This window comes from Streptomyces sp. NPDC047002 (genome assembly GCF_040704505.1).
Lineage (GTDB): Bacteria > Actinomycetota > Actinomycetes > Streptomycetales > Streptomycetaceae > Streptomyces.
Window position 1 is genome coordinate 1 of sequence record NZ_JBEYWC010000050.1, and the last position, 18,325, is coordinate 18,325.

The 18,325-nt window shown below is 74.1% G+C and carries 14 protein-coding genes and 1 pseudogene; 9 read left to right on the forward strand and 6 right to left on the reverse strand.

Annotated features, from left to right (window positions below):
• Nucleotides 1-95 precede the first annotated feature (95 nt).
• The 5 genes and pseudogenes from AB0910_RS30065 to AB0910_RS30085 form a co-directional block, all read right to left on the reverse strand.
• Nucleotides 96-974 (reverse strand): annotated as a pseudogene (locus AB0910_RS30065) (2-hydroxy-3-oxopropionate reductase); the annotation flags it as partial.
• Nucleotides 975-1,043: 69 nt separating this feature from the next.
• Nucleotides 1,044-1,865, reverse strand: coding sequence for a TIM barrel protein (locus tag AB0910_RS30070; RefSeq protein ID WP_366747823.1), 822 nt, complete (start codon nucleotides 1,863-1,865; stop codon nucleotides 1,044-1,046).
• A gap of 168 nt (nucleotides 1,866-2,033) precedes the next feature.
• Complete coding sequence (locus AB0910_RS30075; RefSeq protein ID WP_366747824.1) at nucleotides 2,034-3,506, reverse strand: rhamnulokinase family protein; 1,473 nt, start codon at nucleotides 3,504-3,506, stop codon at nucleotides 2,034-2,036.
• Nucleotides 3,507-3,620: 114 nt separating this feature from the next.
• The gene (locus AB0910_RS30080; RefSeq protein WP_366747825.1) at nucleotides 3,621-5,663 is read right to left on the reverse strand and encodes a bifunctional aldolase/short-chain dehydrogenase; all 2,043 of its coding nucleotides are present in this window, start codon (nucleotides 5,661-5,663) and stop codon (nucleotides 3,621-3,623) included.
• Between the two features lie 201 nt (nucleotides 5,664-5,864).
• Nucleotides 5,865-6,572: a GntR family transcriptional regulator gene (locus AB0910_RS30085; protein WP_366747826.1), complete on the reverse strand. Its 708-nt coding sequence runs from the start codon at nucleotides 6,570-6,572 to the stop codon at nucleotides 5,865-5,867.
• 151 nt (nucleotides 6,573-6,723) lie between these two features.
• Between AB0910_RS30085 and AB0910_RS30090 the strand changes: the two genes are divergently transcribed.
• The 3 genes from AB0910_RS30090 (at nucleotide 6,724) to AB0910_RS30100 (ending at nucleotide 10,813) form a co-directional block, all read left to right on the forward strand.
• Entirely contained in the window at nucleotides 6,724-8,127 is a 1,404-nt protein-coding gene (locus AB0910_RS30090; protein WP_366747827.1) for an MFS transporter, read from the forward strand.
• Between the two features lie 77 nt (nucleotides 8,128-8,204).
• Nucleotides 8,205-9,419: a D-mannonate dehydratase ManD gene (gene manD / locus AB0910_RS30095; protein WP_366747828.1), complete on the forward strand. Its 1,215-nt coding sequence runs from the start codon at nucleotides 8,205-8,207 to the stop codon at nucleotides 9,417-9,419.
• Entirely contained in the window at nucleotides 9,416-10,813 is a 1,398-nt protein-coding gene (locus tag AB0910_RS30100; protein WP_366747829.1) for a mannitol dehydrogenase family protein, read from the forward strand. Before manD ends, AB0910_RS30100 begins: the two co-directional genes overlap by 4 nt.
• 52 nt (nucleotides 10,814-10,865) lie before the next feature.
• On the opposite strand, the gene AB0910_RS30105 is transcribed toward AB0910_RS30100, so the two are convergent.
• Complete coding sequence (locus tag AB0910_RS30105) at nucleotides 10,866-11,999, reverse strand: mandelate racemase/muconate lactonizing enzyme family protein (protein ID WP_366747830.1); 1,134 nt, start codon at nucleotides 11,997-11,999, stop codon at nucleotides 10,866-10,868.
• Nucleotides 12,000-12,104: 105 nt separating this feature from the next.
• Between AB0910_RS30105 and AB0910_RS30110 the strand changes: the two genes are divergently transcribed.
• The 6 genes from AB0910_RS30110 (at nucleotide 12,105) to AB0910_RS30135 (ending at nucleotide 18,251) form a co-directional block, all read left to right on the forward strand.
• Nucleotides 12,105-12,386 carry a hypothetical protein gene (locus tag AB0910_RS30110; RefSeq protein ID WP_366747831.1) on the forward strand — a complete coding sequence of 94 codons (282 nt, stop codon included), beginning with the start codon at nucleotides 12,105-12,107 and terminating at the stop codon, nucleotides 12,384-12,386.
• Nucleotides 12,383-12,751 (forward strand): helix-turn-helix domain-containing protein, encoded by a 369-nt coding sequence (locus AB0910_RS30115; RefSeq protein ID WP_366747832.1) that lies wholly within the window; start codon nucleotides 12,383-12,385, stop codon nucleotides 12,749-12,751. Before AB0910_RS30110 ends, AB0910_RS30115 begins: the two co-directional genes overlap by 4 nt.
• A 116-nt stretch (nucleotides 12,752-12,867) precedes the next feature.
• Nucleotides 12,868-13,758: a 2-oxo-4-hydroxy-4-carboxy-5-ureidoimidazoline decarboxylase gene (uraD, locus tag AB0910_RS30120; RefSeq protein ID WP_366747833.1), complete on the forward strand. Its 891-nt coding sequence runs from the start codon at nucleotides 12,868-12,870 to the stop codon at nucleotides 13,756-13,758.
• 3 nt (nucleotides 13,759-13,761) lie between these two features.
• Nucleotides 13,762-14,670 (forward strand): factor-independent urate hydroxylase, encoded by a 909-nt coding sequence (gene pucL, locus AB0910_RS30125; RefSeq protein ID WP_366747834.1) that lies wholly within the window; start codon nucleotides 13,762-13,764, stop codon nucleotides 14,668-14,670.
• A 257-nt stretch (nucleotides 14,671-14,927) separates the two neighbouring features.
• Nucleotides 14,928-16,304 carry an 8-oxoguanine deaminase gene (locus tag AB0910_RS30130; protein WP_366747835.1) on the forward strand — a complete coding sequence of 459 codons (1,377 nt, stop codon included), beginning with the start codon at nucleotides 14,928-14,930 and terminating at the stop codon, nucleotides 16,302-16,304.
• A 495-nt stretch (nucleotides 16,305-16,799) separates the two neighbouring features.
• A complete protein-coding gene (locus AB0910_RS30135; RefSeq protein ID WP_366747836.1) occupies nucleotides 16,800-18,251 on the forward strand; it encodes a sugar porter family MFS transporter in 1,452 nt (483 codons plus the stop codon).
• Nucleotides 18,252-18,325: the final 74 nt, after the last annotated feature.

The window sequence follows — 18,325 nt, forward strand, 5'->3', positions numbered from 1 at the left end:
CGTCTTGAAGAAACCCGCCACCTCCGGGAGAACGAACCCGCCGTCCCGGCCACCTCCTGGACATGAGCCTCCGCCGTCCTCGGCCGATCCGCGCGGCCCGAGAGGCGCTCCACGGCGCGCAGCAGCGCCGAGTGGTCGAGCCCGCCGTCGCCCTGCGCGCGCAGCGAGGCGACCAGTTGGGCCACCACCGCGCCGGCCGGCAGCGCCGCGCCCACCGCACGGGCCGCGTCGGTGACGATGCCCATGTCCTTGTGGTGCAGGTCGATGCGGAAGCCCGGCGCGAAGTCCCGCTTGAGGAAGTTGTCCCGCTTGCGGGCGAGTACGGTCGATCCCGCGAGCCCGCCGCCGAGCACGTCGAGCGCGGCGGACAGGTCGACGCCCGACTTCTCCAGGAAGACCACGGCCTCCGCGCACGCCTCGATGTTGACGGCGACGATCAGCTGGTTGGCTGCCTTCACGGTCTGCCCGGCGCCGTGCGGGCCGCAGTGCACGACCGTCTTGCCGAGCGCGTCGAACAGCGGCCGCGCCGCGTCGAAGTCGGCGCGCTCGCCGCCGACCATGATGGACAGGACCGCCTCCACGGCGCCCGCCTCGCCGCCGGAGACCGGCGCGTCCAGGACGCGTATGCCCTTCTCCGCGCCGGCGGCGGCCAGGTCGACCGAGGTCTGCGGGGTGATCGAGGACATGTCGATCAGCAGGGTGCCGGGCCGCGCGTGCGCCAGGATCCCCTCGGGGCCGTACGCGACGGCCTCCACCTGCGGCGACGCGGGCACCATCGTGACGACGACGTCCGCGCCCGCGACGGCCTCGGCGATCGAGGCGGCCGCGGTGCCGCCCGCGGCGGCGAGGCGGTCGAGCTTCTCCTGCTCCAGGGTGTGGCCGGTCACGGCGTAACCGGCCTTGATCAGGTTCTCGGACATGGGCGAGCCCATGATGCCGAGGCCGATCCACGCGATCTTGGGGAGGTCGGTCATGACGGGAACCTTTCGATGTGCTCGGGGTGGTGCCGAGGCCCGGGGGCCCGGCCGTGCGGGAGGGCGGGCTCAGCCGGCCAGCCAGCCGAACGCCTCGCTGCTCGGCCGGTCGCCCGGCTTGTACTCCAGGCCGATCCAGCCGTCGTAGCCCGCCTTGCGCAGCCGCGCCACGAGGTCGTCGAGGGGCAGCGCGCCGGTGCCCGGCGCGCCGCGGCCCGGGTTGTCGGCGATCTGCACGTGCCCGGTGCGCGGCGCGTACCGGTCGATCACCGCGGGCAGGTCGGCCCCGTTCATCGACAGGTGGTAGAGGTCGAGCAGGAAGGCGGCGTTGCCGAGGCCCGTCGCCTCGTTGACCCGGTCGGCCACGGCGACCGCGTCCTTCGCGGTCAGCAGCGGATAGCGCGGCGACTCCGGCGCGTTGAGCGCCTCGATCAGGAGCGTGGCGCCGACGCGGTGCGCGGCGCGGGCGGCCAGCGCCAGGTTCTCCAGGGCCAGCGCGTCCTGCGCCTCGGGGGCGACGCCGTCCACGCGGTTGCCGTACAGCGCGTTGAGCGCGGTGCAGCCGACGGAGGCGGCGAAGTCGGCCGCCACGTCGACGTTGGCGCGGAAGCGGTCGGACTCGTGCCCGGGGATCGACAGGGCGCCCCGGTCGGGTCCCGGCAGCGCGCCCGCGTAGAAGTTCAGGCCGACGAGGCGCGTGCCCGCGTCGGCGAGCGCGCCGCGCAGCGCGTCGAGGTCGCTCTGCGGGGGCGTGGCGGTGTCGGTCCACGGCCACCACAGCTCGACGGCGTCGAATCCGGCCGCCGCGGCCGCCGCCGGCCGTTCGAGCAGCGGGAGTTCGGTGAAGAGGATCGACAGGTTCACGTCGTAGCGCTCGGTGTCGCGGGGCATGGGTCTCCAGCGTCCGTCCGGTGGCGAGTAGCTCCGCATGCTCTTATTTCGTATTGCGGAATCTACTTTCTGCTTAATGGAAGACTGCCCGGAGGGTGGGGCGCATGTCAAGAGCCCGTACGCCGTGGACGTACGGGCCCTTCGCGACAGGACGGCGGCTGCGGCGGCTCAGCGCAGCCCGACCCGGGCGGCAGCGGCCGACCAGGCGCGCTCGGTGCCCGACGGCTCGTAGCGGCGCAGCGGCTGGCTCCGCGCGACCAGCGCGCGCATCGCCCGCACATCGGGCACGAGGCCGAACGCCCGTGCCTGGACGAGGACGTTGCCCAGCGCGGTCGCCTCCGCCGGGCCCGCGACCACCGGCAGGCCCGTGGCGTCGGCGGTCAGCCGGCACAGCAGCTCGTTGCGGCTGCCGCCGCCCACCAGGTGCACCACCCGCACCTCGCGCCCCGCCAGTTCCGCCGCCGTGCGCAGCACCGACCGGTGCGCGAGCGCCAGCGACTCCAGGACGCAGCGCACCACCGCGCCCTGCCCGCGAGGCGGCCGCTGACCGGTGCGCGCGCAGTACTCCGCGATCCGCTCCGGCATGTCGCCCGGCGGCAGGAACGACGGGTCGTCGGGGTCCACGAGCGCCGCGAACGGCTCGGCCGCCGCCGCCTCGTCGAGCAGCGGCCCCAGCTCCGCGGGCAGCCCCCGGGCCCGCCAGGTCCGCAGTGTCTCCGTCAGCAGCCACAGGCCCATGATGTTGCGCAGGAAGCGGATGGTGCCGTCGACGCCGCGCTCGTTGGTGAAGTTGGCCGCCCGCGCCGGCTCGTCGATCACGGGCGCCTGAAGTTCGAGCCCGGCCAGCGACCAGGTGCCGCAGGAGACGTACGCGAACGCCTCGTCCGCCGCGGGCACGGCCACCACGGCGGAGGCCGTGTCGTGGGAGGCCACCGCCGTGACCGGGGTGCCCTCCGGCAGCCCGGTCGCGGCGGCCACCGCGGGGCGCAGGGTGCCCGCGGAATCCCCGGGGAAGCGCAGCGGCGGCAGCAGCCCGCGCGGGATCCCGAGCCGCTCGGCGACCGGGTACGACCAGCCGCCGCGCCGCGCGTCGAACAGGCCCGTCGTGGAGGCGTTGGTGGCCTCGGCGCCCACGCTCCCCGTCAGCCAGTACGTCAGCAGGTCCGGGACGAGCAGCAGGGTCCTCGCGAGGCCGAACTGCGGGGTGCCCGCCTCGGCGGCCAGCTGGTAGACCGTGTTGAACGGCAGGTGCTGGAGCCCCGTGACCTCGTACAGCTCCTCCGCCGGCAGCACGCCGTCGAGGCGCGCCGCCACCCCCTCGGTGCGGCCGTCCCGGTAGTGGTACGGGGTCCCGAGCAGCCGCCCCGAGCCGTCGAGCAGCCCGTAGTCCACGGCCCAGCTGTCGATGCCGAGGGAGGCCACGCCGCCCGCCGCCCGCGCCGCGTGCGCGAGGCCCTCCAGTACGTCGCCGTACAGCCCGACCATGTCCCACCGCAGCCCGTCGGGGAGTTCGACCGGCCGGTTGGCGAAGCGGTGCACCTCGGTGAGGCGCAGGCTGTCCGCGTCCGCGCGTCCCACCATCACGCGCCCACTCGTGGCTCCGAGGTCGACGGCGGCGAAGGACGGGGTGCGGCTCGGCATGACGGCTCTCTCGGTGGGGCGTACCGGTGGGGCGGGCGGGCGGGGCCGCCCGGTGGGGGACGGCCGGGGCCTCGGCGGACCTGCCGGGGCCGGGGGCGCGGCGGCAGGCCCGGCTCAGCGCAGGAAGGCCGCGGCGACGCCCGCGTCCACCGGCACGTGCAGCCCGGTGGTGTGCGTCAGCTCCCCGCCGGTCAGGGCGAAGACCGCGTTCGCCACATGCTCGGGCAGCACCTCGCGCTTGAGCAGCGTGCGCTGCGCGTAGAACTCGCCGAGCTTCTCCTCGGGCACGCCGTACACCGCGGCGCGCTGGGCGCCCCAGCCGCCGGCGAAGATGCCGGAACCCCGCACCACGCCGTCGGGGTTGACGCCGTTGACCCGGATGCCCTGCCCGCCGAGCTCCGCGGCGAGCAGCCGCACCTGGTGCGCCTGGTCCGCCTTGGTCGCCCCGTACGCCACGTTGTTGGGCCCGGCGAACACGCCGTTCTTCGAGACGATGTAGACGATGTCGCCGCCCATGCCCTGCTCGCCCATCACCCGCGCCGCCTCCCGCGAGACCAGGAACGAGCCGCGGGCCATGATGTCGTGCTGGAGGTCCCAGTCCCGCGCGGTCGTCTCGAGCAGCGGCTTGGAGACGGAGACGCCCGCGTTGTTGACGACCAGGTCGATCCCGCCGAAGGCCAGCACGCCCGCGCGGAACGCCGCCTCGATCTGGTCCTCCTGGGTCACGTCCACCGCGACCGCCACCGCGCGGTCGGGGCCGCCCAGCTCCTTCGCCACCGCGGACGCGCTCTCCCCGTCGAGGTCGGCGACGACCACGCAGGCGCCCTCGGCCGCCAGCCGCCTCGCCACCGCACGGCCGATGCCGGAGGCCGCGCCCGTCACCAGCGCGACACGGGTGGCCAGCGGCTTCGGCGCCGGCATCCGGCGCAACTTGGCCTCTTCGAGCGCCCAGTACTCGATGCGGAACTTCTCCGACTCCTCGATCGGCCGGTACGACGAGACCGCCTCGGCGCCCCGCATCACGTTGACCGCGTTGAGGTAGAACTCGCCCGCCACGCGCGCCGTCTGCTTGTCCTTGCCGTACGAGAACATCCCGACGCCGGGCACCAGCACGATCGCCGGGTCGGCGCCGCGCATCGCGGGGGATTCGGCGTCCGCGTGGCGCGCGTAGTAGGCGGCGTACGCGGCGCGGTACTCCTCGTGGAGCACCCGCAGCCGCGCCGCGGCCTCGCCGAGCGGCGCGGAGGCGGGCAGGTCGAGCACGAGCGGGCGCACCTTGGTGCGCAGGAAGTGGTCGGGGCAGGACGTGCCGAGCGCGGCGAGCCGCGGGTGCTCGGCGCGCGCCAGGAAGTCGAGTACGGGCTCCGCGTCGCTGAAGTGCCCGACCTGCGGGCGGTCCGTGGAGGCGAGGCCGCGCAGCAGCGGCGCCAACGCGGCCGCGCGGGCGTGCCGTTCGGCCTCGGGCAGCGGGCCGTGGCCGTCGAGGAGCGGGCCGAAGGGCTCGGGCCTGCCGCGTTCGGCGAGGAAGCGCTCGGCCTCGTGGATGATCCGCAGCGAGTTGGCCTCGCAGGCGTCGGAGGTGTCGCCCCAGGCGGTGATGCCGTGCCCGCCGAGCACACAGCCGATCGCCTGCGGGTTGGCGCGCCTGACCGCGGCGATGTCGAGGCCCAGCTGGAAGCCGGGCCTGCGCCAGTCCACCCACACCACCAGGTCGCCGAAGCACTCCCGGGTCAGCGCCTCGCCGTCGGCCGCGCAGGCCAGCGCGATGCCGGAGTCGGGGTGGAGGTGGTCGATGTGCGGGGCGTCCACCAGGCCGTGCATGGCGGTGTCGATGGAGGGCGCGGCGCCGCCCTTGCCGTGGAGGCAGTAGTCGAAGGCCGCGACCATCTCGTCCTCGCGCTCCACCCCCGGATAGACGCCGGTGAGGGCGCGCAGCCGGTCGAGCCGCAGCACCGCGAGGCCGGGCTCGGCCAGCGTGCCCAGGTCGCCGCCCGAGCCCTTGACCCACATCAGCTCGACCGCGCCGCCCGTCACCGGGTCGGTCGCTTCGCCCTTCGCCGAGGTGTTGCCGCCCGCGTAGTTGGTGTTGCGCGGATCGGCGCCCAGTCGGTTGGAGCGCGCGAGGAGCGCGGCCTTCACTTCGGTGGCGTCGGGCATGTCTTCCCCTCCTGGGGCGGTGACGAGCTGCGCGATGTGATGAATCGATTCAGATGGACCGTAGGTTGCGTGACTCTCGCCTGTCAAGACACGCGCAACGGGCATTGAAACATTTCATCCGGAGCCACCCGGAGCTTCCCTGAGGGAGCGTCACGGGGGCTCCGGGGCGGCCGGCGCGCGGCCGGGGTACGGCCCCGCGGGTCAGGACACCTGGCGCCCCGCGGGCTTCCTGCGGGGGCGCGGGGTCTCGCCGTCCTCGCTGAACAGCTCGGGGTGCCTCGCGCGGATCTTCTCCACGTCGCTGAAGACCAGCCGCAGGTGCTCGCGCAGCGAGCGCTCGGCCGCCGCGGGGTCGCCCGCCGCGAGCAGGTCGACCACCTCGGCGTGCTGCCCGATGAGCAGCGGGAGCTGCTGGGTCAGGGGGAGCGAGAGCCGCCTCGCCCGGTCGAGTTGGGCCTTCGCCTGGGCCACCACGGGCCAGGCGGAGGCGTGGCCGCCGACCGCCATCAGGCGGGCGTGGAAGTCCTCGTCGAGCTGGAAGAAGGCGTCCGTGTCGCCGTCCTCCGCGGCTTCGCGCTGGGCGCGCAGCAGCCGCCGCAGGTCGGTGAGGTCGCGCGCCCCGGCGCGCCCCGCCGCGTCGCGCAGCGCCGCGCACTCCAGCGCCTCGCGCACGAACTGCGCCGAGGCGATGTCGCTCAGCCTGATGCGCGAGACGAACGTGCCCAGCTGCGGGTAGACGTCGACCAGGCCCTCGTCGCCCAGCAGGATCAGGCTCTCGCGCACCGGCGTGCGGCTCACCCCGAGCTCGGCCGCGAGGTCGTTCTCCGAGAGCGCGGAGCCGGGTTCCAGTTCGAGCCGGATGATGCGCGCGCGCAGCCCCTCGTGCACCTGCTGCCGGGTGTTCGCCACGGACTCCCCTTCACCGAACCGTCGTCCCAGGACGCTATCGCGCCCGCCGCGCCCGTCCCCCTTGCGGGGAATCGCGGGGCTTGACCGCGCCCGCTCGCATACTTGTATGGTAGCCGACATCCTCCGATGACGAAGGGCCGATGACACCGCCATGAACGAATCCGTCACACCCCCGTCGGCGCCGCCGGGCACGGCCGGAGCGGCGCCCGCGGACCCCGGCGCCGCCGGGGTGCAGCGCCGCGCCCTCCGGCGGATCGTGTTCGCGTCCGTCATCGGCACGGTCGCGGAGTACTACGACTTCTTCATCTACGGCACCGCATCGGCGCTCGCGTTCAACAAGATCTTCTTTCCGGACGTCTCGCCCGCCCTCGGCACGCTCGCCTCGTTCTCGACGTACGCCGTGGGCTTCTTCAGCCGGCCGCTCGGCGGACTGGTGTGGGGGTTGGTGGGCGACCGCCTCGGCCGCAAGCGGGCCCTCGTCTTCACGCTCCTGCTGACCGGACTCGGCACCTTCGCGGTCGGCTGCCTGCCGACCTACCGCCAGATCGGCATCTGGGCCGCCGTCATCCTCGTCTTCGTCCGGCTCGTCCAGGGCTTCGGCGTCGGCGGCGAGCAGGGCGGCGCGATCCTGCTGACCGCGGAGGCCGCGCCCCGCGCGCGGCGCGGCTTCTGGGCCAGCTTCGTCCAGCTCGGCTCGCCCGCCGCCTACCTCGTGCCCACCGCGCTCTTCGCGGTCCTCGACGGCCACCTCTCCGACAGCGCGTTCCTCTCCTGGGGCTGGCGGGTCCCGTTCTGGCTCAGCGCCGTCGTGGTCCTCGTCGGCCTGTTCGTCCGCAGCAGGATCCAGGAGTCCGAGACCTTCCGCGCCGCCAAGGCGGACGCCGCGGGCAGGGCGCCCTCGCCGATCCGCACCCTCTTCGCGCGCCACCGCCGCGAGCTGGTCGGCGGCCTGCTCGCGAAGTTCGTGGAGGCCGCGGTCTTCCCCTTCTACACGGTCTTCCTCGTCTCCTACGCCGACTCCCTGCACCACGACACGGGCACCGTGCTCGACGCCGTGATCATCGCCGTCGTCTGCGAGCTCGTGGCGCTGCCGCTGCTCGGCCGGCTCACCGACAGGGTCGGCCGCCGCCCGGTGTTCCTCACCGCCGCCGTGCTCAACCTCGTCCTCGTCGTGCCCGCCTTCGAGGCCGTGCGGTCGGGGAACACCGCCGTGATCACGACCGCGCTGATCGCCGGGCTCGCGCTCGGCCACGCCGGCACCTACGCGCCGCAGGCCGCCTACTTCCCCGAGCTGTTCCCCTCCGCGGCCCGCTACAGCGGGGTCTCCCTCGTCTGGCAGTTCGGCTCGATGATCGCGAGCGGCCCGTTCACCGTGGTCGCGGCCGCGCTGCTGATCGCCGGCGGCGGCTCGTACGTCTGGGACGCCGTCTACGTCGGCGCGCTGATCGCCGTCAGCATCGTCGCCCTCTCCCTGCTGCCGGAGACCGCGCCCGGCAGACTCGGCGGCCGGGAGTACGCGCACTGGCCGCACCGCGACGAGCGCGCGCCCGCCTGAGACCCTGCGGCGGCCTCCCCGCACGACCGAGCAGACACCGTGCACGACCGAAGGACAACGGAAAGAGGAACCGGCCCATGGCCACCATCACCGCCGCCGAGGTGTTCGTCACCTCACCGGGACGCAACTTCGTCACGCTGCGGATCACCACGTCCGACGGCGTCACGGGACTCGGCGACGCCACACTCAACGGCCGCGAACTGTCCGTCGCCTCCTATCTGCGCGACCACCTCGTGCCGCTGCTCGTCGGCCGCGACCCGGCCCGCATCGAGGACATGTGGCACTACCTCTACAAGGGCGCGTACTGGCGGCGCGGCCCGGTGACCATGACCGCGATCTCCGCCGTCGACACCGCCCTGTGGGACATCAAGGGCAAGGTCGCGGGGCTTCCCGTGTACGAGCTGCTCGGCGGCCTCGCCCGCGAGGGCGCTCTCGTCTACGGCCACGCGAGCGGCGCGGACACCGCCGAACTCCTCGACGACGTCGCCCGCTTCAAGGAGCTCGGCTTCCGCGCCATCCGCGCGCAGGCCGCCGTGCCCGGATCGCCGGGCAGCTACGGCGTGCGCCACGGCGACGGCCAGGGCTACGAGCCCGCGGCCACCGCGCTCCCCGACGAGCAGGCCTGGCACACCGAGGACTACCTCGACTTCGCGCCCCGCTACCTCACCGCCGTGCGGGAGCGCTTCGGCTTCGGCTTCCACCTCCTGCACGACGTGCACCACCGCCTCACCCCCACCGAGGCGGGGCAGCTCGGCCACCGCGTCGAGGACCTCAGGCTGTTCTGGATGGAGGACCCCACCCCCGCGGAACTCCAGGAGAACTTCCGCCAGGTGCGCGCGGCCACCCGCACCCCGATCGCCGTGGGCGAGGTCTTCAACTCCATCTGGGACTGCCAGCAGCTGATCTCCGAGCGGCTCATCGACTACATCCGCGCCTCCGTCGTGCACGCGGGCGGCATCACCCACCTGCGGCGGATCTTCCACCTCGCCGAGCTCCACCAGGTGCGCACCGGCTCGCACGGCGCCACCGACCTCTCGCCCGTCAGCATGTCGGCGGCCGTCCACCTCGACGTGACCGTGCCGAACTTCGGCATCCAGGAGTACATGGCCCACGACCCGCTCACCCACGAGGTGTTCACGCCCGGCTACACCTACCGCGACGGCGCGCTGTTCCCCTCGCAGCGGCCGGGGCTCGGCGTCGAGTTCGACGAGGAGGCGGCGGCACGCTTCCCCTACGACCCCAAGTACCTGCCGGTCAGCCGCCGCCGCGACGGCTCGGTGCACGACTGGTGAGCGCCGTGCCCCGCCTCTCGTACGACGCGCTGCCCGCGCGGCTGCGGCCCGCGGCCGACCCGCGCGCCCTGCCCGTACGCGCCGTCCACCTCGGGCTCGGCGCCTTCCACCGCGCCCACCAGGCCCTCTACACCGAGGCGGCGGGCGACGGCTGGGGGATCGCGGCGGTCGCCCAGCACAGCAGGGCCGTCCTCGACGCGCTGCGCGCCCAGGACCACCTGTACTCGGTGACGCTGCGCCACCCCGAGGGGGCGCGCACCCGGGTGGCCGGCGTCCTCGCCCGTACCCTGCACGCCGGGGCCGACGCCGGGCCGCTCAGGGACCTGCTGGCCGCGGGGGAGACGGCCGTGGTCACCACCACCGTCACCGAGAAGGGCTACCGCAGGGACCCCGCGAGCGGCGGCCTCGACCTGGCCGACCCGCTGGTCGCCGCCGACCTCGCAGGCCGCGCCCCCGCCACCCCGGTCGGCCAGCTGGCCGCAGGGCTGCGCGCCAGGCTGCGCGCGGGCGGCGCCCCGCTCACCGTCGTGTGCTGCGACAACATGGCCGACAACGGCCCCGTACTGGCCCGCCTGGTACGGGAGTTCGTCGAGGCCACCGGCTGGCCGGAGCGGGCCGCGCTCGCCGACTGGATCGCGGGCGGCGCCGTCGCCTTCCCCGCGACCGTCGTCGACCGCATCGTGCCGGCGACCGCCCCCGGCGACCTCGACACGGCGCAGCGGGCGCTCGGCGTGCGCGACGAGGCCGCCGTGACGTGCGAGCCGTACACCGAGTGGGTGCTTCAGGACGCCTTCGCCGGGCCGAGGCCCCGCTGGGAGGCGGGCGGCGCGCGGTTCGTCGCCGACGTGGCGCCCTACCAGCTGACCAAGCTGCGGCTGCTCAACGGCTCCCACTCGCTCCTCGCCCACCTCGGCCTGCGCGCCGGCTGCCGCACGGTCGCCGATACGCTCGCCGCCGGCTGGGGCGAGGACGCGGTGCGCGGCTACTGCGCGGAGGTCGCGCCCACGCTGCCCGGCGCAGGACCCGACCCGGCCGCGTACGCGGAGGCGCTGGTGGGCCGGTTCGGCAACCCGGCGGTCCACCACCGCCTCGACCAGATCGCCGCAGACAGCTCCCTGAAGATCCCCGAGCGCTGGCTCACCCCGCTGCGTGAGCTGCGCGCCGCGGGCCGCGACACCCCGTGGCTCGCCCGCGCCCTCGCGGTGTGGGCCGCGTCCTGCAGGGACGGCGCCGCGCACGCCGACCCGGCGGCCGGGCGGCTGCGGGACGCCTGGCGGGCCGCGGCGCCTGCCGACGCGGTACGGGCCCTGCTCGGCCTCCTCGGCGCACCCGACCTGGCCGACGACGCGCCGCTGGTCGCAGCGGTGACCGAGCGGCTGCCCGCGGCCGGCTGACCCGGGGCGGTGCGGATGTGCCCCGCCCCCGGCAGGGCACATCCGCACGGGCTCAGGGCGCCACGCCCGTCTCGTACACCTCCGTCGTCCAGGCCAGGGCCTGCGCGCTCGGCGTGAGGCCGAGGCCGGGGCGGTCAGGCACCAGCATCCGGCCGTCCTCGACGGTCAGCCGCTCCTCGAACAGCGGCTCCAGCCAGTCGAAGTGCTCCACCCACGGCTCCGCCGGATACGCGGCGGCCAGGTGCAGATGCAGCTCCATCGCGAAGTGCGGCGCCAGCTGGAGGTGGTGCAGGCCCGCGACCGTCGCCAGCTGGAGGAACGGCGTGATGCCGCCGACGCGCGGCGCGTCCGGCTGGAGGACGTCCGCGGCGCCGAGCCTGATCAGCTCCCGGTGCTCGGCCACGCTCGCCAGCATCTCGCCGGTCGCCACCGGCGTGTCAAGGGCGGCGGCCAGCTCCGCGTGCCCGGCCGCGTCGTAGGCGTCGAGCGGCTCCTCGATCCACACCAGGCCGAACTCCTCAAGGGCCCGCCCCATCCGCAGGGCGGTCGGCCTGTCCCACTGCTGGTTCGCGTCGACCATCACGGGGACGCCGTCGCCGAGCCGCTCCCGCACGGCGGTCAGCCTGCGCAGGTCCTCCCGCGGGTCCGGGTGGCCCACCTTCACCTTCACCCCGCCGATGCCCCGCGCGACGGCCGCCGCGGCGTTCTCCACCAGTTCCTCGACGGGTGCGTGCAGGAAGCCGCCCGAGGTGTTGTAGCAGCGCACCGAGTCCCGGTGGGCGCCGAGCAGCTTCGCCAGCGGCAGCCCGGCCCGGCGGGCCTTCAGGTCCCACAGCGCGATGTCGTACGCGGCGACCGCCTGCGTGGCGAGCCCGCTGCGGCCCACCGAAGCACCGGCCCACACCAGCTTCGTCCAGATCTTCTGGATGTCGCTCGGATCCTCGCCGAGCAGCTCGGGGGCCAGCTCCCTGGCGTGCGCGAACTGGCCGGGGCCGCCTGCCCGTTTGGAGTACGTGAAGCCGAGGCCGCGCTGTCCCCGCGCGGTGGCGATGTCCGCGAACAGCAGCGCCACCTCCGTCATCGGCCGCTGCCGCCCGGTCAGCACCTTCGCGTCGCTGACGGGCACCGCGAGCGGCAGGCGCACGGCCGAGAGCCTGACCCAGGAGATCGTGTCGTGAGTGGTCATGTACCCGGCATCCCCGGGACGCGCCGCGCGCATGCGCCCGTTAGAGTCGCTCTGGTCGGCAGGCGGCCGGGAAGCCACAGGTCACAGCGATTCGGTGGGGGCACAGTGCGGCTGAGGGTGGAGTACACGACGGAGCCCTTCGACCTGGAGGAGGCGCCGGAGCACGCGGTCGTCGCCCGCGAGGTCGTCGCGGCGGCACGGCTCGACGCCTTCGACGTCGGGCCGTTCGGCAACACCGCGGAGGGCGGCGCCGACCAGGTGCTCGACGCGGTGGGCAGCCTGCTGCGCGCCTCGCTCGGCGCCGGCGCGACCCGGATCTCCGTGCAGGTCAACGTGGTGCCGGAGGCGGAACCTGAACCCGAGTCGGAGCCGGAGGGCGACAGGTGAGCGGCGGGCCCGACCACCCGCTGACTGCGGCCGTACGCCCGCTGGTGGACGCGATGGGCGGCGAGGTCGTGCCGCACGGGGACGCGGGCCCCGACGACGTGGTCCTGTCCTGGGAGGGCGCGCCGGTGCTCGCCGTACGGCTGCCGCAGCTCGCCGACTCCCTCGACCACATCCTCGCCGCGCTCGAACGCACCCACGGCAGGCCGCTCGCCGACCTGGACCGCCGCACCAAGCAGGAGGTCGTGCGCGGCCTCGAGGCGCGCGGCGCGTTCTCCGTGCGGCACGGGGTCGAGACCGTCGCCTCGGCGCTCGGCGTCAGCCGCTTCACCGTCTACAACTACCTCAACCGCGACAAGGCGCCCTGACCCGGCCGTCCGGCGCGCGGACACGGAGGCCGCATTTTTTCAACAAAGTGTTGACGCCTGTGCGGTGCGGGGCGTTAGCTGAGGCGCAGCCGGTCCCGCACTGCCAGGAGGCTTCGGTGACGTCCCCCCTCGCCCGGTTCAACTCCGCCCCGCGCCCCGACGCGCTCGCCGCACTGCACGAGGTGTGCGCAAGCCCCGCCTGGGGCGCACGGCTGCTCGCCGGGCGGCCGTACGCGTCCTCGGACGAGCTGCTCGCCGCGAGCGACGCCGCCACCGGGGCGCTCACGGGGACCGACCTCGACGAGGCGCTCGCCGGGCACCCCCCGATCGGCCGCCCCACCCCGGGCGACCCCGTCTCGGCGCGCGAACAGCGGGGCGTGGCCGGGGCGTCCGACGCCCTGCGGGCCGAGCTGACCGACCTCAACCTCGCCTACCAGGACAGGTTCGGCCACGTCTTCCTCATCTGCGCCACCGGCACCACCGGCGAGCAGGTGCGGGACGCGCTGGTGCAAAGGCTCGCCCACACTCCCGAGCAGGAGCGCGACATCGCGCGCGCCGAGCTCGGGAAGATCAACCGGATCCGGCTCACCCGCCTGGTCGCGGGGCCCGCCCCCTCGGTGTCCACGCACGTCCTCGACACCAGCAGGGGCCGGCCCGCCGCGGGAGTGCCGGTCGCGGTGTCGGCCCGTACGGGCGCGGACGCGGTCTGGACCGCGCTCGGCGCCTCGGCGACCGACGCGGACGGCCGGTGCAAGGACCTGCCGGCCCTGCCGGACGGCACCCGGCACGTACGCCTCGTCTTCGACACCGGGGCCTACTACGCGGCCACCACCGCAGCAGGCAGTACCACCACCCCAGCCGAGGCACAGCAGGACGCCCCCGCGCTTCGGGACAGCGGCGCGTTCTTCCCCGACGTCACGGTCGCCTTCGCGGTCGCGCCGGGGGAGCACCACCATGTGCCGCTGCTGCTCAACCCGTTCGGCTACTCCGTATACCGAGGGAGCTAGCAGATGCCCACCACCGTTCTCGGCCAGAACCAGTACGGCAAGGCGGAGTGCCGTGTCGTCAAGGTCGTACGCGACGGCACCACCCACCACATCAAGGACCTGAACGTCTCCGTCTCCCTCTCGGGCGAGATGGACGAGGTCCACTACTCCGGCTCCAACGCCAACGTCCTGCCGACCGACACCACCAAGAACACCGTGTACGCCTTCGCCAAGGAGCACGGCATCGCCTCCGCCGAGGAGTTCGCCGCCCTGCTCGCCCGGCACTTCGTCGCGGGGCAGGAGCAGATCCACCGCGCCCGCATCCGCGTCGAGGAGTACGCCTGGGACCGCATCGCCGCCACCGGCCACTCCTTCGTGCGCGGCGGCCGGGAGACCCGGCTCGCCCAGGTGGTCTACGACGGCGAGCAGCTCCAGGTGATCGCGGGGCTCAAGGACCTCACCGTCCTCAACTCCACGGGATCCGAGTTCTGGGGCTACGCCAAGGACCGCTACACCACCCTGCCCGAGACCCACGACCGCATCCTCGCCACCGACGTCTCCGCGCGCTGGCGCTACGGCTGGACGGGCGCGGACGGCGCGCCCGCACCCGACTGGGACGCCGCCTACGCGCGGGCGCGCACCCACATCCTCGACGCGTTCGCCGAGACCTACTCGCTCTCGCTCCAGCAGACGATGTACCGCATGGGCAGCCGCGTCGTCGAACACGACCCGGACGTCGAGGAGATCCGCTTCTCCCTGCCCAACAAGCACCACTTCCTGGTGGACATGGAGCCGTTCGGCCTCAAGAACGAGCCGGAAGCGCCGGGCGGTCCCGTCTACTTCGCCGCCGACCGGCCCTACGGGCTGATCGAGGCGACGATCCTGCGCGAGGGAGCCGAGCAGCTGATCCCGGTCGACCTGACCACCCTCTGATCCGCCTCGCACACAGCACACCACGGCACCACCCCTCGACGCGCGCGCCGGCGTCGCCCCGGGCGGGACACCGCCCGGGGCCGCGAGGGAGAGCGGGGGCATCTGCGCACCCCTGAACCGCCGCCGTCCCGCACCACCAAGGCGGCGGCGCACCGCGGACTCGGTCGTCACCCCGCTCGGCCCCCGGGTCCGTACGCTCAAGGGACCGGAGCCGGCACGCCCGGCGCTCAGGCCCGCCACAGGGAAGAGGAACCGCCATGGCGGCTTCGCGCATCGTCATCGAGAACTGCGCCGTCGCGACGGTCGACGCAGCGGACACCGAGTACGCCTCGGGCCACGTCGTCGTCGCGGGAACGCGCATCGAGTCCGTGGGGGCCGGGCCCGCCCCCGACGGCCTCACGGACGTCGTACGGCGGGTCGACGGCACCGGGCACCTGCTCACCCCCGGCCTCGTCAACACCCACCACCACTTCTACCAGTGGATCACCCGCGGCCTCGCCACGGACCACAACCTCTTCGACTGGCTCGTCGCCCTCTACCCGACCTGGGCCAGGATCGACGAGCCGATGGTGCGCGCCGCGGCGCAGGGCTCCCTCGCGATGATGGCGCGCGGCGGCGTCACCACGGCGACCGACCACCACTACGTCTACCCGCGCGGCGCGGGCGACCTGTCGGGCGCCGTGATCGGCGCAGCCGCCGAGACCGGCGTGCGGTTCACCCTCGCGCGCGGCTCGATGGACCGCGGCGCCTCGGACGGCGGGCTGCCGCCCGACTTCGCCGTCGAGACCCTCGACGAGGCGCTCGCCGCGACCGAGGAGACCGTCGACCGCTACCACGACGCCTCGCCCGACGCGATGACCCAGGTCGCGGTCGCGCCCTGCTCGCCGTTCTCCATCTCCACCGAACTGCTCAAGCAGGGAGCGGAGTTGGCGCGCCGCAAGGGGGTGCGGCTGCACACGCACGGCAGCGAGACCGTGCAGGAGGAGCAGTTCTGCAAGGAGCTGTTCGGCATGGGCCCCACCGACTACTTCGAGTCCACCGGCTGGCTGGGCCCCGACGTGTGGATGGCCCACTGCGTCCACATGGGCGACGCCGACATCGCCGCCTTCGGCCGCACCGGCACCGGCGTCGCGCACTGCCCGTCCTCCAACGCCCGGCTCGCCGCGGGCATCGCCCGCGTCCCCGACATGCTCGCCGCCGGGGTGCCGGTCGGCCTCGGGGTGGACGGCACCGCCTCCAACGAGTCCGGCGAACTCCACACGGAGCTGCGCAACGCCCTGCTGATCAACCGGCTCGGCGCGCACCGCGAGTCCGCGCTCACGGCGCGCCAGGCCCTCAGGCTCGGCACCTACGGAGGCGCCCAGGTCCTCGGCAGGCAGCGGGACATCGGCTCCGTAGAGCCGGGCAAGCTCGCCGACCTGGTGCTGTGGCGCATGGACACCCTCGCCCACTCGTCCATCGCCGACCCGGTCGCCGCGCTGGTGCTGGGCGCCGCGGCGCCCGTGACCCTCTCGCTGGTCGGCGGGGCGCCGGTGGTCGAGGACGGGCGGCTGACCCGCGTGGACGAGGACGCCGTGGCGCGCGCGGCCCGCGCCGAGGCGCGGCGCCTCGCGCGCCACGCTGCCGCGGGCTGAGAGCCGTGGACTCCGGCCGAGGGGGACGGCCCTCGGCCGGCCGCCGCGGGCCCGAGCGGGGCCCACGGCGCACCGGGCCGGGAGGACACCGCGAAGCCGTCGCGGCCTCCCGGCCCGGCGCATGCCCTCCGCGCTCCGCGTGAAAGCACGCGTCCCCGGCCCCCGGCCCGGCACACCGTCACCGGTTCGGCCGAATGCGGACCCGCTTCCTGTCTCTGTTACGGTGTGTCACCGCTGGGCGTCCCCCGGGCGGTCGGGGATGCCCTAATTCACAGCGTCGTGAGCGGTGCGGCTCCGGCCCCGTGGGTAGACGGACGCTCGGCGGATCATGGCAGCGTCCCGCGCGCACGGCGCGTGCCCGGCACGACCGCGCCCAGCGGCCCCCGGTACGGCCCTCCGGTCGGCGGAATGCTTACATGGATCCGAACGAAATGGACCGTTTCATAGTGATTTGCCCGGCAGGTGGCCGGGTGACGTACGCGAGGTGATGGCCGTATGGCCCAAACTGTCAGAGAAGCAGGGGCGCCGGGCCGCAAGGGCAAGGCGCTGGGGGTCTCCATCGCCGCCGCCGTGGGCGGCTTTCTCTTCGGCTTCGACTCGTCGGTCATCAACGGTGCGGTGAACTCGCTCACCGACCACTTCCACCTCGGGTCCTTCCTCTCCGGCTTCGTCGTCTCCATCGCGCTCCTCGGCTGCGCGGTCGGCGCCTGGTACGCGGGCCGGCTCGCCGACCTGTGGGGCCGGCGCAATGTGATGCTGCTCGGCTCCGCGATGTTCATCATCAGCTCGGTCGGTTCCGCACTCGCCTTCTCCGTGCCCGACCTGCTGGTGTGGCGCGTGATCGGCGGCCTCGGCATCGGCATCGCCTCGGTGATCGCCCCCGCGTACATCTCCGAGGTGGCCCCGGCGAGCGGCCGCGGCGCGCTGGGCTCGCTCCAGCAGCTCGCGATCACCATCGGGCAGCTGGTCGTGCTCAGCTCCAACAAGGGCCTCGCGGGCGCCGCGGGCGGCGCCTCGGAGGACCTGTGGTGGGGCCTGCCCGCCTGGCGCTGGATGTTCCTCGTCGGCGTGATCCCCGCCGCCGTCTACGGCGTGCTCGCGCTCTCGATCCCCGAGTCCCCGCGCTACCTGGTCCAAAAGGGCAGGCTCGACGACGCCGCGGGCGTGCTGGAGCGGATCTCCGGGGAGCCGGACGGCGCCGCGAAGGCCGACGAGATCCAGCGGACCCTGCGCAAGGAGCACCGCACCAGCTTCGCCGACATCCGCGGCGCGCGGTTCGGCCTGCACCCGCTGGTCTGGGTCGGCATCATCATGGCCGCGCTCCAGCAGCTCGTCGGCATCAACGCGATCTTCTACTACTCGACCACGCTGTGGCAGTCGGTGGGCTTCAGCGAGTCGAGCTCGTTCACGACCTCCGTGATCACCGCGGCGATCAACGTGGTGATGACCGTCGTCGCGATGCTGTTCATCGACCGCGTCGGCCGCAGGCGGCTGCTGACCATCGGCTCCGTGGGCATGTTCCTGGCGCTGCTGCTGACGGCGATCGCGTTCTCCCAGCAGCACGGCAGCGGCAAGTCCATCAGCCTGCCGCACCCGTACGGCCCGCTGGCGCTGGTCGGCGCCAACGCCTTCGTGGTCTTCTTCGCCCTGTCGTGGGGCCCGGTGATGTGGGTCATGCTCGCGGAGATGTTCCCCAACCGGATGCGCGCGATGGCCCTGGCCATCGGCACCGCGTCCAACTGGATCTTCAACTTCATCGTGACCTTCGCCTTCGAGCCGGCCACCCGCAACGTCGGCCTGTCCTGGCTCTACGGCGCCTTCGCCCTCTTCGCCTTCCTCTCGATCTGGTTCGTCCGCTTCAAGATCCCGGAGACGAAGCAGAAGACGCTGGAGTCCATGACGGGCGACACCTACCGCCGCCCCGACGCCACGGCCCCCACCGCCTGACACCCCCGGCACCGAAGGGCGCCCGACCCCACCCGGGGCCCGGGCGCCCTTCGCCGCACGAGGCCGTCGCGGAG

Coding starts and splice junctions, on each gene's coding strand:
- AB0910_RS30070 (WP_366747823.1), bottom strand. CDS start 1,865: ATGCCCCGCGACACCGAGCGCTACGACGTGAACCTGTCGATCCTCTTC.
- AB0910_RS30075 (WP_366747824.1), bottom strand. CDS start 3,506: ATGCCGAGCCGCACCCCGTCCTTCGCCGCCGTCGACCTCGGAGCCACG.
- AB0910_RS30080 (WP_366747825.1), bottom strand. CDS start 5,663: ATGCCCGACGCCACCGAAGTGAAGGCCGCGCTCCTCGCGCGCTCCAAC.
- AB0910_RS30090 (WP_366747827.1), top strand. CDS start 6,724: ATGAACGAATCCGTCACACCCCCGTCGGCGCCGCCGGGCACGGCCGGA.
- manD (WP_366747828.1), top strand. CDS start 8,205: ATGGCCACCATCACCGCCGCCGAGGTGTTCGTCACCTCACCGGGACGC.
- AB0910_RS30105 (WP_366747830.1), bottom strand. CDS start 11,999: ATGACCACTCACGACACGATCTCCTGGGTCAGGCTCTCGGCCGTGCGC.
- pucL (WP_366747834.1), top strand. CDS start 13,762: ATGCCCACCACCGTTCTCGGCCAGAACCAGTACGGCAAGGCGGAGTGC.
- AB0910_RS30130 (WP_366747835.1), top strand. CDS start 14,928: ATGGCGGCTTCGCGCATCGTCATCGAGAACTGCGCCGTCGCGACGGTC.
- AB0910_RS30135 (WP_366747836.1), top strand. CDS start 16,800: ATGGCCCAAACTGTCAGAGAAGCAGGGGCGCCGGGCCGCAAGGGCAAG.